Origin of the sequence: Actinomadura sp. NBRC 104425 (assembly GCF_030269545.1) — a bacterium.
GTDB lineage: Bacteria > Actinomycetota > Actinomycetes > Streptosporangiales > Streptosporangiaceae > Spirillospora > Spirillospora keratinilytica.
The window spans coordinates 153903-166209 of record NZ_BSTN01000003.1 but is presented as its reverse complement, the minus strand read 5'-3'; the positions used below and the strand labels follow the sequence as shown (position 1 = coordinate 166209).

The following is a 12307-nucleotide window of genomic DNA, read 5'->3' as shown; positions in this document are numbered from 1 at the left end:
GGCTCCCCGGGAATCGGGCTCGGATCTTCGGGTGTGCGGACCTCGGCGGCGGTCAGAAGAGGGTGATGGGCTTCACGTCGCGCGGGGTGAAGCCGAGGGTCTGGCCGTAGAAGGCCAGTTCGGCCTCCAGGCAGGCGATGACGGTCTCGGCGCGGCGGAAGCCGTGGCTTTCGCCCTCGAACGTCAGGTAGGCGTGCGGGACCTTCTTGGCGGCCAGGGCCTGGGCGAAGCGCTCGGACTGATCCGGGGGGACGATCGGGTCGTCCAGGCCCTGCAGCAGCAGGACAGGGCAGGACGTCTCGTCGGCCCGGTTGAGGGGCGAGCGCTCCTCGTAGGCGCGTTCGAACCCCGGCAGCGGCCCGACCAGGCTGAACAGGTAGCGCGACTCGAAGTCGTGGGTGGCGTCGGCGAAGGTCTTCAGGTCGCTGATGCCGAAGTAGGACGTGCCGGCCTTGAACACGTCGCTCTGGGTGACGGCGGCCAGCGTCGTCCAGCCGCCCGCGCTGCCGCCGCGGATGGCGATGCGCGCCGGGTCGGCGATACCGCCCTCGGCGAGGGCCTTGGCCGCGGCGACGGCGTCCTCGACGTCCACCACGCCCCACTGGCGGCGCAGGCGCTCCCGGTAGGCGCGGCCGTACCCGCTGGAGCCGCCGTAGTTGACCTCCACGACGCCGATGCCGCGGCTGGTGAAGTAGGCGCGCTCCAGGCTCAGGACGCTGGAGGAGCGGCTGGTGGGGCCGCCGTGCACGAACACCACGAACGGCGGCAGCTCGTCGGCGGGGCCCTCGGTATCGGGGCTGGCGGGCGGGTAGACCAAGGCGTGGACGGGGCGTCCGAACGGGCCTTCGAGCTGCTCGGCGCGCGGCCGGGGCAGGTAGGCGGCGTCGGGCAGGTCGGTCAGCTCGCTGCGCAGGGCGTCCGAGCGGCCGGTGGCGGTGTCGATGCGCACCACCGTCGGCGGGGTGGTGGGGCCTCCGGCGATCCCCACCACGGTGGTGCCGTGGGCGGACAGCGCGGGCTGCCAGTGCTCGTAGGGGACGTCGACGTCGGTCAGTTCCAGCGTCTCGGGGTCGTAGATGCCCAGGCGCATGTCGCCCTCCCCGTGCAGGACGGCCAGGCGGCCGTCCTCCAGCAGGGCGTAGGGCATGCCGCCGAGCGTCCACAGCGGCGCGGCGAACTCCTCCTCGGCCGGGTACAGCGCGGTGGCCGACTCCCCGTGCAGGCCCACCTGGTAGATGTTCCACCAGCCGGGCCAGTCGGAGATGACGTACAGGGACTCCTCGTCCCGCCAGATCGGCGCCAGGGCCGACTCGGTGAGGCCCCCCTTGACGGTGTAGGGGGTGACCGCCCGGCCGTCCTCGAGGGTCGCCACGCGCAGCTCCGTGCCCTCCCACGGCATGCGGGGGTGGTTCCACTGCACCCAGGCCAGGTGCCCGCCGCCGGGGGAGGGCGCGGGGCAGGCGTAGAAGTCGGCGCCGCTGACCAGTTCCCGTATGGCGGAGGCGTCCTGCGCGGCGCTCCCGTCCAGGGGGACGGCGACGATGGCGCGGCGGATGCCGTCGGGGGTGTGCCCCTCGCACACGCACCACACCTCGGCCCCGTCCGGGGACAGGACGTAGTCGGCGTAGCGCAGGCCCCCGGGGACGGCGGGCTCGGGCGTCAGGGGGCGGGGCTTGGCGCCGCCCGGGTCGAGCCGGTGCAGGCGCTGGTCCTCGTAGTGGGAGAAGACCAGCGCGTAGCCGCCGGCGACGGGGACGGGCAGGTACGAGCGGCCCCCGTACTCGTGGACGCGCGTACGGGCGTCCCAGGGCGGCGGGAGCAGTTCGGTGCGGTGGCCGTCCCGCAGATGGATGACCGTGGTACGCCCGCCCTCCTCGGGGCGGGTCTCCTGCCACCACACGTCGGAGTCGTGAACGGTGGGGAAACCGAGGCGGAGCCGGGCGCGGGCGACGTCGGCGGCGGAAATGGGGGACGGCCAGGAGCCGTAGGGGAGAGTCGCACGAGCGGTCATATGCGAATCGTCCCGCATACAGGCACCGGTTGGGGCCATGACGGGGCAGTTGACCTCGGAAAGATACAAGGCGTTCACGTGGGACGCCTCAGAGGCGGGTCAACGCCGCGGCAACCCGGCGTATCTCAGCGGTTCATCTGGGCTTTCCCAACGTGAAGGGGGCGCCGACGCTTGTGGCGGCGGCGCCCCCTGGGGTGGGAGAGGGTGATCGGTCAGGTGGCGGCGCCGGTGGCGCTGCCCGCGGCGGCCATGCCGGGTGCGGGCGGCGCGCCCGTCCCGGTCCCCATGGTCTTGGCGGACGTCTTGCGGCTGCGGCGGCTGCGGCCCTCCAGCCAGGTCGCCACCCGGCTGAGCGCCATGTTGATCGCGATGTAGATGACCGCGACGACCAGGCCCGCCTGGATGAGGTTGTTGTTGTAGTTCGGCGGGATCTGCTTGAACCCGGCCTGGAGCAGTTCGGCGTAGGCGATGATGAAGCCGAGCGCGGTGTCCTTGAGCAGGACGACCAGCTGGCTGACGATCGCCGGCATCATCGCCGTGACCGCCTGCGGCAGCAGCACCAGCCGCATCACGCCGTTCTTGCGCAGGCCGATCGAGTAGGCGGCCTCCGCCTGCCCCTTGGGCACCGACAGCACGCCCGCCCGCACGACCTCGGCGAGCACCGAGCCGTTGTACATCACCAGGCCGAACACCACCGCGGCGAACGCGGGCACGGTGATCGTCCCGGCGTTGATCTCCACGCCGAAGATGGAGAAGAAGTAGTCCACCGACATGCGCTGCAGCTGGCCCAGCGGGGACTCGGCGATGACCGGGCTGATCTTGTTCGGCAGGAAGAACGCCAGGAAGATCAGGATCAGCAGCGGGATCGCGCGGAAGAACTCCACGATCGCGCCCGCCGGGACCCGGATCCACCAGTGGTCCGACAGCCGGGCCAGGCCGAACACCGCGCCGAACAGCAGCGCCAGCACCGAGGCGACCGCGGCGGCCTTCAGGGTGTTCCACAGGCCGGGCAGGATCAGGTTGTCCCAGACCCGCCACTCGATGAACGGCTTCCACAGCTGGCCCTCGAACTGGCCCTTGTCGGCCAGCCGCCAGACCAGCGCGGCGATCACGGCGAGCACCGCGACCGCCGACACCGCGGTCAGGATCCGGTTGCGCGCCTGCGCCCGCGGGCCGGGCGCGTCGAACAGAACGTTGGCTTCCTTGCTCATCGCGCCACCGCCATCCGCTTGGCCAGCCAGCCGAAGAAGAACCCGGTCGGCAGGGTGAGGATCATGAACCCGATCGCCACGCCGATGAACAGCGGGATCGCACCGCTGCTGAAGGACGGCAGGTCGAGCAGGTCCTTCATGACCGTCGCCGTCTCGGCGTAGCTCGCGGCGGCCGCCACCGTGGTGTTCTTGATCATCGCGATGAGGATGCTGCCCAGCGGGGCGATCACCGTGCGGAACGCCTGCGGCAGGATGATCATGCGGAGCGACTGCATGAAGGTCAGCCCGATCGACCGGGCCGCCTCGGCCTGGCCGAGCGGCACGGTGTTGATGCCCGAGCGCAGCGCCTCGCAGACGAATGCGCCGGTGTAGGCCGACAGCCCGATGACCGCCCACCAGTAGTAGGTCGTGCCCGGATCGTCGGAGAACTGCAGCGCCAGGGTGTCGTTCAGGCCCAGGGCGCACATCAGCAGCACCAGGGTCAGCGGCGTGTTGCGCAGGACGTTGACGTACACCGTCCCGACGGAGCGCAGCACCGGGACCGGCGAGACCCGGAAGCTCACCAGGACCGTCCCGATGATCAGGGACAGCACTCCGGCGCCCACGGACAGGCGCACGGTGGCCCAGAAGCCTTCGAGGATCTTGTCGAAGTTGTCGAAGAACGGGCCGAAGTCGAATAGCTCGCTTAGCTGTGACATGACGTTCCAGCGTTCGGGGACATGCCGCTGCCGCCCGGCGGGCGCGCCCGCGGCGGACGCACCCGGAGGCGCCCATCGGGGACGCGCGCCTCCGGGGAGGACACCGGCGCGGGACGGCCTCAGCCCGCGGCGGGACCGGACCCGGGCGGGTCGGTCCGGGGCCGCGGCCCGGACGGCGGGCTCAGGCCGTCATCCAGCGGTCGGTCTCAGGCGCAGCCTTCCATCTGCGGAGCGGTGGTGACGAGCTTCAGCCCCGTGCCCGAGAAGTGCTTCTCCAGCAGGGTCTTGGCGGTGCCGTCGGAGTACATCTTCTGGATGGCCTGGTTGACGGCCTCGCAGGTCTTGGTGTCGCCCTTCTTGATGCCGACGCCGTACTTCTCGTCGGTGAAGGGGTCGTTGATGACCTTGAACGAGCCCTTCTGCTGGGCGGCGAACCCGGCCAGGATCAGGTCGTCGGTGCTGACCGCGTCCAGCGCGCCCGCCTTCAGCTTGGCCGCGCACTCGGAGTAGCTGGAGGCGTCCACCAGCGTCACGCCCGAGATGGCCAGCTTGCCGTCCGGCGGGCCCTCGGTCACGCGGCGGAAGGAGTTGGAGCCGGCCGCCTTGCACAGCTTCTTGCCCTTGAGGTCCTGGGCCTTCTTGATGTCGTTGTCGTCCGCCCGGACCATCGTGTCCTGGTGGGCGACGTAGTAGGGGCCGCCGAAGGTGACCTGCTGCTTGCGGGCGTCGGTGATGGAGTACGTGGCCACCACCAGGTCGACCTGGCCGCCGCCCAGGAAGGACTCGCGGTTGGCGGACGTGGTCTCCTTGAACTCGATGCCGCTCTCGGGGACGCCCAGCTGCTGGGCGATGTACTTGGCGACATCGACGTCGAAGCCCTCGAAGGTGCCGTCGGGCTTCTTCAGCCCCAGGGAGGGCTGGTCGTACTTGATGCCGACGACGAGCTTCTTGGTCTCCTTGGCCTTGTCGACGACGCTCTTGGCCTCGGTCTTCTCGGTGTCGCTGCCACAGGCGGCCAGCGCCAGGGACAGCGCGGCGACGGCGCCGACGACAGCGCCGAAACGACGTACTCGCATGCTGTGGTGCACCTCTGCTTTCTGCTGGAGTCCCCGTTGCTCTCAGTGCGTAAGGATCTTGGAGAGGAAGTCCTTGGCGCGCTCGGTGCGCGCGTTGGTGAAGAACTCGTCGGGGGTGTTCTCCTCGACGATCTGACCGTCGGCCATGAAAACGACCTTGTTCGCCGCGCGCCGGGCGAAGCCCATCTCGTGGGTGACCACGATCATGGTCATGCCCTCTCGGGCCAGCTCGGTCATCACGTCGAGCACCTCGTTGACCATCTCCGGGTCCAGCGCCGAGGTGGGCTCGTCGAACAGCATGACCTTGGGCTTCATGGCCAGCGAGCGCGCGATGGCGACGCGCTGCTGCTGCCCGCCCGACAGCTGGGCGGGGTACTTGTGCGCCTGGCTGGCGATCCCCACCCGGTCGAGCAGCTCCATCGCGTGCTTCTCGGCCTCCTGCTTGGGGACCTTGCGCACCTTGATCGGCCCGAGGGTGACGTTCTCCAGGATCGTCTTGTGGGCGAACAGGTTGAAGGACTGGAAGACCATGCCCACGTCGGCGCGGTGCCTGGCCAGCTCCTTGCCCTCCTTGGGCAGTTCCTTGCCGTCCACCAGGATCCTGCCGCCGTCGATGGCCTCCAGGCGGTTGATCGACCGGCACAGGGTCGACTTGCCGCTGCCGGACGGCCCGATGATGACCACGACCTCGCCGCGGTTCACCGTGAGGTTGATGTCCTTGAGGACGTGCAGATCGCCGAAGTGCTTGTTGACGTTCTCCACCACGACGAGAGGCGCCGCGCCCGCGTTGTCGTCCTGGGGCCCGCCGTCGACCTTGGTGACCTCCGCGGCCACGTCCTTGCCGAGGTCGGGCCCGCCTCCGCTGTCCGTCATGGGCTCGGACTTTACGACATCCGCGGCGGGGCTCCGGCTTCGGAGCGGTACCGATACGATCACGAATCCGCACGTCGGCGGCATATTCACAGGCTCGGCGACCCCCTGCCGGCGCACCGCTCCACCATCATGATTGCACGTCACGGCACATGTCTCCCGTCCGGCTCCGCGGACACATCCGTGCACCGGGCCGGTACCGCTTCGTGACCTTGGCGGAAGGCGCCCGGGCGTGCCGGAGCGGCGCGCGGCGCCCGGGGCGGCGCGTACCCTTGGTGATTGCCATGACCGCACCTGCAGACAGCGGCGCCCGTACGTACGAGATCCGTACCTACGGCTGCCAGATGAACGTCCACGACTCCGAGCGCCTGGCGGGGCTGCTGGAGGCGGCCGGATACGTGCGCGCCGACGGCGCGGAACCCGACGTGGTGGTGTTCAACACCTGCGCCGTCCGGGAGAACGCCGACAACCGGCTGTACGGCAACCTGGGCCATCTGCGCCCGGTCAAGGACGGGCGCCCGGGCATGCAGATCGCGGTGGGCGGCTGCCTGGCGCAGAAGGACCGCGACGCGATCGTCAAGCGCGCGCCGTGGGTGGACGTGGTGTTCGGCACCCACAACATCGGGTCGCTGCCCGCCCTGCTGGAGCGCGCCCGCGTGCGGCGCGAGGCGCAGGTGGAGATCGAAGAGTCGCTGGTGACCTTCCCCTCGACGCTGCCGACGCGGCGCGAGTCGCCGTACGCGGCGTGGGTGTCGATCTCCGTCGGCTGCAACAACACCTGCACCTTCTGCATCGTGCCGTCGCTGCGCGGCAAGGAGCGCGACCGCCGCCCCGGCGAGATCCTCGCCGAGGTCGAGGCGCTGGTCGCCGAGGGCGTCATCGAGATCACCCTGCTCGGCCAGAACGTCAACGCCTACGGCTCGGGGTTCGGCGCGTTGGGCTCGGCCCCGCACGACGTCCGGGAGATGACGGCGGGCGGTCAGTCGGCGTTCGCGGGGCTGCTGCGCGCCTGCGGCGGCGTCACGGGCCTGGAGCGGGTGCGCTTCACCTCGCCCCACCCCAAGGACTTCACCGACGACGTCATCGCCGCGATGGCCGAGACGCCGAACGTCATGCCGTCGCTGCACATGCCGCTGCAGTCCGGCTCGGACCGGGTGCTGAAGCGGATGCGCCGCTCCTACCGACAGGAGCGCTTCCTGGGGATCATCGAGAAGGTCCGGGCCGCGATCCCGGACGCGGCGATCACCACCGACATCATCGTGGGCTTCCCGGGCGAGACCGAGGAGGACTTCGAGCAGACCCTGCACGTGGTGCGCGAGGCCCGCTTCTCCGGCGCCTTCACCTTCCAGTACTCCAAGCGCCCCGGCACCCCGGCGGCCACCATGGACGACCAGGTGCCCAAGGAGGTCGTGCAGGAGCGCTACGAGCGCCTGGTCGCCCTCCAGGAGCAGATCTCCTGGGAGGAGAACAAGAAGCTGGTGGGGCGCAGCCTGGAGGTGCTGGTCGCCGAGGGCGAGGGGCGCAAGGACGGGGAGACGCGCCGGCTGTCCGGCCGCGCCCCCGACAACCGCCTGGTGCACTTCCGCGCGCCGGACGAGGCCGTCCGCCCCGGCGACATGGTCACCGTGGAGACCACCTACGCCGCCCCGCACCACCTGGTCGCCGACGGGCCCGTGCGCGCCGTGCGCCGCACCCGGGCGGGGGACGCCTGGGAGGCGCGCCAGGGCGAGTCCAGGCCGACCGTGTCGCTGGGCATGCCGACCATCGGGCGTCCCGCGGCGCAGCCCGCCTCGTCCGGCTGCACGGCCCACTGAGGCGCCGTACCGGCCTGCGCGGGCTCGGCCCGCCCCCGCATGTAGTCGGACGTCCCGCGGCAGGGACGCAGTCGCGCAGGGATAGGCCCGCCGGCGGCCTCCGCCTCCACGGGCCGAAATCGACGTTCGACAGGCGGCTGCCCGGACTGCCGCGCCGACCCCGCGGCGAGGCGGCCGCGCGCTCTGGGCGGCCGGCGAGCGTGACGGCTCGCCGACGCGGCCGCCTCGTTCACGCCGGAAGGTCGGCCCACGAGGCGCGCTACGGCGTGGGCCATCGGTGGCGTACTGGACGCGGGTTTATTCGGGCCTGTCGGCGTCGCCGCGGCGGCTGCGGTCGATGTACTCGTCCGCCTTGCCCTCGGCCTCGTGGATCTGGTCGGAGTACCTGCCCCCGGTCTTCTCGTCGATCTTGTGTCCGGCCTTCTCCACGCCCTGCCGGGCCTTGTCGGAGTGCTGGCCGAGCATCGACTTGAGCTTGTCGACGATGGACATGCTCATTCCCCCCGAATTGGTGTGCGACGCCCCGGAGAGCGCCCGTATGAACCGTCTATACCCGCGCGCTTGCCAGAATTAAGCCCGTGACCTCACCCGATGTGATCGCCGTGGTGGGCCCGACGGCCGCCGGCAAGTCCGATCTGGCGGTGGAGCTGGCGCTGCGGCTGGACGGCGAGGCCGTCAACGCCGACTCCATGCAGCTGTACCGGGGCATGGACATCGGCACGGCCAAGCTCACCCCCGAGGAGATGCGGGGCGTCCCGCACCACCTGCTGGACGTGTGGGACGTGACGGTGACCGCCAGCGTGGCCGAGTACCAGCGGCTCAGCGACCGGGCCATCGCGGACATCCGGGAGCGCGGCCGCACACCCGTGCTCGTGGGCGGTTCGGGGCTGTACGTGCGGGCTGCGCTCGACCGTCTGGAGTTCCCGGGGACCGACCCCGCGGTGCGCGCGCGCTTGGAGAAGGAGCTCGCCGAGGTCGGCTCCCACGCGCTGCACGGACGGCTGCAGGAGGTGGATCCCAAGGCGGCCCGGGCGATCCTGCCGAGCAACGGGCGCCGCGTCGTCCGGGCCCTGGAAGTGATCGAGATTTCGGGGCGGCCGTTCAGCGCCACCCTGCCCGAGCACCGCTACCGCCACGACGCCGTGCAGATCGGTCTGCTCGTGCCCCGTCCCGAACTGGACCGCCGTATCGCGGCGCGGGTGGAGCGCATGTGGCGGGCGGGGCTGGTCGAGGAGGTCCGCGAGCTCGAACGGCAGGGCATCCGCAACGGGCTCACCGCCTCCCGCGCCCTCGGCTACGCCCAGGTGCTGCGGTTCCTGGCCGGGGAGTGGACGGAGGAGCAGGCCAAGCAGGAGACCATCCGCGCCACCCGGCGGTTCGCGCGCCGCCAGGAGTCGTGGTTCCGCCGCGACCCCCGCGTGCACTGGCTCCCCTACGACGCGCCCGACCTGGTGGCGCGCGCGCTGCGGATACGATCGACCACATGCGCTTCGTCAAGGGACACGGGACAGAGAACGACTTCGTGATCGTGCCTGATCCCGGCGGTTCCCTGGACCTCACCTCCGCCATGGTGGCGCGGCTGTGCGACCGGCGCGCCGGGATCGGCGCCGACGGCGTGCTGCGCGTCGTCCGCACCAAGGCCATGGGCGACGCCCACGCCGCCGCCGACGACGCCGAGTGGTTCATGGACTACCGCAACGCCGACGGCTCCATCGCCGAGATGTGCGGCAACGGCGTCCGAGTGTTCGCCCGCTACCTGGTGGACGCGGGCCTGGCGGCGCCGGGCGAGTGGAACGTCGCGACCCGGGCCGGGCTCCGGCGGGTCTCCCTGGGGGCGACCGGTGACGTGAGCGTCGCCATGGGCGCCCCCGTCCTCCTGGGGGTCGGCCAGGCCGCCGTGTCCGGACGCACCTACACCGGCGTGCGCGTGTCCATGGGCAACCCGCACCTGGCGTGCTCCATCGACGAGCCCGTGGCGACACTCGACCTGACCCGCGCTCCGTCCTTCGACCCCGGCGTGTTCCCCGAGGGAGTCAACGTGGAGTTCTTCCGCGCGGTGGGGGACCGGCACCTGGAGATGCGCGTGTACGAGCGCGGCTGCGGGGAGACCCGCTCCTGCGGCACGGGGACCGTGGCGACGGCGGCCGCGGCGGCCGTCGACCCCGACACCGGGACGATCCGCGAGGGCGTGTGGACGGTGGACGTGCCCGGCGGGCGGCTGACCGTCACGTTCGACGGCGCCACCAGCCACCTGAGCGGCCCCGCCGTTCTGGTCGCCGAGGGCGACATCCGCTCCGACTGGGTGTGACCGGCGCAGTAAGCAAAGGGTTCCCGGAAGGGTCGGGACCTTTGTCCCTGACCCCCGGGACCGCGCCCGGCCTAGCGTTCTACCTGCACACCCTCTGGTGGATGGCACCCGCGGGCCGGGAAGGGAGCCCCGGCGCCGCGGACGTGCCCGAGGGCCGGCGGCATCCTTCTTGGCGGGGGGCGGTCGCCGGCCCTCCACTCGCGCGCCCCGACGAATGCCGCGGGGGCGTCGTCCGGAGGCGCAGGGGCGGGCACCAGGGGGTGTGCGGCACGGGGCAGGCGCCGGTAGGGCGTCAGCCGTGCCCGTGGGAGCCGTTGGAGATGGGCAGCCAGGCGCGCACCAGTGTGCCGCCGTCCGGGCCGGGCCCCACCGTGCAGTAGCCGCCCAGCTCGGCGGCGCGTTCCCGCATGGACGTCAGGCCCACCCCCGAGCGCAGTTCGGACGGCAGGCCGACGCCGTCGTCCCCGACGGTGACGTGCAGGTCGCCGTTGAGATGCAGCCGCACCACCGCCGCGTCGGCCCTGGCGTGCCGGTGCACGTTGGTCAGCGCCTCCTGCACGATGCGGTACGCGGCGACCTCGGCGGCGGCGGGCAGCGTCGTCAGATCGCCCTCGACCTGCACGTCCACCCGCGGGCCCTCCCCGGTGGACACCACCCCGCCCAGGGCGCGGATGGCGCCGGCCAGACCCAGGTCGTCCAGCGCGGGCGGACGCAGGTCGTAGACCAGGTCGCGCACCTCGCCTATGGTGCGGCCCATCATCGACCGAAGGTTCTCCAGCAGGGGGTCGACGGCGGCGGGGTCGCTCCTGAGAGTGACGCGGGCCGCGTCCACCGTCATCGCCAGGCTCGCCAGGGTGGGGCCCAGCCCGTCGTGCAGGTCGCGGCGCAGCCTGCGGCGCTCCTCCTCGCGGGCGCGCAGGATGCGCTCGCGGGAACGCTGCACATCGGCGGCGAGCCGGGCCGCGTTGGCCAGCTCGGCCAGGTTGCGGGCCAGGACGCCGGTGAGCCGCGGATCCGGTCGGCGCCCCGGGGCGGGCTCGAACAGCAGCCGCCCCACCGTCTCCCCGTACCACACCAGGGGGACGCGCTGGGGCCGCTCGCCCAGGGAGCCGCTCTCGGCCGACATCAGCCGCCCGTCCCGGTCGGACACCTCGATGGCCACGCCCGTGGCGTGCAGCGCCTCACGCACCGCCTCCGTCGCCACGGACAGGGCGCCGGACGGGCCGGGGGCGGTCTGCATGAGCGCCTGCAGCCGGTCGGCGATGCGGTACGGGTCGCGCTCGCCGTGGATGAGCCGGTCGACGGCGGCCTGCAGGCGGCGCCGCGCGGGTTCGAACACCGCGCCCGCCGCGATCGCCCCGGCCAGCCCGGCCAGCGGCCCCCGCTCCGCGGCGACCAGGCCGGCCATCCCCAGCAGCGCGAAGTACACGCCGGTGATGATGACGATCAGCCCCGAGTAGACCAGCGTCCGGCTGATGACCAGGTCGATGTCGAACAGCCGGTACCGGGTGATGGCGATGGCCACGCACAGCGGGACGCCGGCGACCGACACGTTGCGCACCACGTCCCCGATCGGGGTGGTCTCCCCGACGTAGATGACCGCCACCGCGATCACGCCCGGGTACACCACCCAGGCGATCTGCCTGCGCACCTCCGGTGACGAACGCACGAACCGGATCGCCACCGACGCCAGCGCCAGCGCCAGCGTCCCCAGGATCGTCGCGCTGATCGGCAGCGGGATGTCCTGGAACGGGTAGACCGACACCCCGTTGTGGAACCGGCGCGCCCCCGGGTCGACGGTCAGGTGCACGCACACGATCAGCGGCACGGTGCACGCCACCGCCAGCACCGGCGCGAACCACCGCGACACCAGCCGCCCGTCCGGGAAGATCAGCGGCAGGACGAGCGTGAGCGCGAACGTGTCGACCGCCCACAGCCACTGGCCCAGCCAGGTCCACAGCCAGGCCCCGGCCCAGCCGTGCAGTTCGGACAGCGGCCCCAGGTTGAGCGCCAGCACGTACACGCCCGCGCTGACGCCGCTGCCCATCATCACCCAGCCGACCCGCAGCCCCGGCCGGTACCGCAGCAGCAGCGCCGCCGTGGGCGTCCAGATCACCGCGACGAGGATCTCGGGGTGCCACCACACCATCCGCCGGTCGGCGGGCAGCCAGAACCCCAGCACGAGCGACCCCACCGCCGCCAGCACCGCGCACAAAGCCAGCGCCAAGACCGCTCCGCCCCTGCCCCTTACCCGGCCCCGCTGCACCGTGCCCATGTCGCCCATGTCGAAGGCGCTCCCGACCCCTACCGAGAAAGAAG

The 12307-nt window shown here is 71.9% G+C and carries 10 protein-coding genes; 3 read left to right on the top strand and 7 right to left on the bottom strand.

Translation table 11 applies throughout. From position 1 onward, the window contains the following. Positions 1–52: 52 nt before the first annotated feature. The 5 genes from QSK22_RS06575 to QSK22_RS06555 all read right to left on the bottom strand — a co-directional run bounded on the left by QSK22_RS06575 (position 53) and on the right by QSK22_RS06555 (position 5869). Complete coding sequence (locus QSK22_RS06575; protein WP_285493084.1) at positions 53–2011, bottom strand: S9 family peptidase; 1959 nt, start codon at positions 2009–2011, stop codon at positions 53–55. Positions 2012–2223: 212 nt separating this feature from the next. Next, positions 2224–3222 carry an amino acid ABC transporter permease gene (locus tag QSK22_RS06570; RefSeq protein ID WP_285493083.1) on the bottom strand — a complete coding sequence of 333 codons (999 nt, stop codon included), beginning with the start codon at positions 3220–3222 and terminating at the stop codon, positions 2224–2226. Then, positions 3219–3920, bottom strand: coding sequence for an amino acid ABC transporter permease (locus tag QSK22_RS06565; RefSeq protein ID WP_285493082.1), 702 nt, complete (start codon positions 3918–3920; stop codon positions 3219–3221). The genes QSK22_RS06570 and QSK22_RS06565 overlap by 4 nt, the downstream gene beginning before the upstream one ends. A gap of 206 nt (positions 3921–4126) precedes the next feature. Further along, positions 4127–4996 carry a glutamate ABC transporter substrate-binding protein gene (locus QSK22_RS06560; protein WP_285493081.1) on the bottom strand — a complete coding sequence of 290 codons (870 nt, stop codon included), beginning with the start codon at positions 4994–4996 and terminating at the stop codon, positions 4127–4129. Between the two features lie 42 nt (positions 4997–5038). Continuing rightward, positions 5039–5869 (bottom strand): amino acid ABC transporter ATP-binding protein, encoded by an 831-nt coding sequence (locus tag QSK22_RS06555; protein WP_352231416.1) that lies wholly within the window; start codon positions 5867–5869, stop codon positions 5039–5041. 281 nt (positions 5870–6150) lie between these two features. Here QSK22_RS06555 and miaB point away from each other — a divergent pair, with 281 nt between their 5' ends. Continuing rightward, the gene (gene miaB, locus QSK22_RS06550) at positions 6151–7680 is read left to right on the top strand and encodes a tRNA (N6-isopentenyl adenosine(37)-C2)-methylthiotransferase MiaB (RefSeq protein ID WP_285493080.1); all 1530 of its coding nucleotides are present in this window, start codon (positions 6151–6153) and stop codon (positions 7678–7680) included. A 297-nt stretch (positions 7681–7977) separates the two neighbouring features. On the opposite strand, the gene QSK22_RS06545 is transcribed toward miaB, so the two are convergent. Further along, positions 7978–8172, bottom strand: coding sequence for an antitoxin (locus tag QSK22_RS06545; protein ID WP_285493079.1), 195 nt, complete (start codon positions 8170–8172; stop codon positions 7978–7980). Positions 8173–8273: 101 nt separating this feature from the next. On the opposite strand from QSK22_RS06545, the gene miaA reads away from it, so the two are divergent. After that, positions 8274–9206 carry a tRNA (adenosine(37)-N6)-dimethylallyltransferase MiaA gene (miaA, locus tag QSK22_RS06540; protein ID WP_285493318.1) on the top strand — a complete coding sequence of 311 codons (933 nt, stop codon included), beginning with the start codon at positions 8274–8276 and terminating at the stop codon, positions 9204–9206. Beyond that, positions 9164–9988: a diaminopimelate epimerase gene (dapF, locus tag QSK22_RS06535; RefSeq protein ID WP_285493077.1), complete on the top strand. Its 825-nt coding sequence runs from the start codon at positions 9164–9166 to the stop codon at positions 9986–9988. The genes miaA and dapF overlap by 43 nt, the downstream gene beginning before the upstream one ends. 292 nt (positions 9989–10280) lie before the next feature. Here the strand turns inward: dapF and QSK22_RS06530 are convergent, their stop codons facing one another. Further along, a complete protein-coding gene (locus QSK22_RS06530) occupies positions 10281–12215 on the bottom strand; it encodes a sensor histidine kinase (protein WP_285493075.1) in 1935 nt (644 codons plus the stop codon). Positions 12216–12307: the final 92 nt, after the last annotated feature.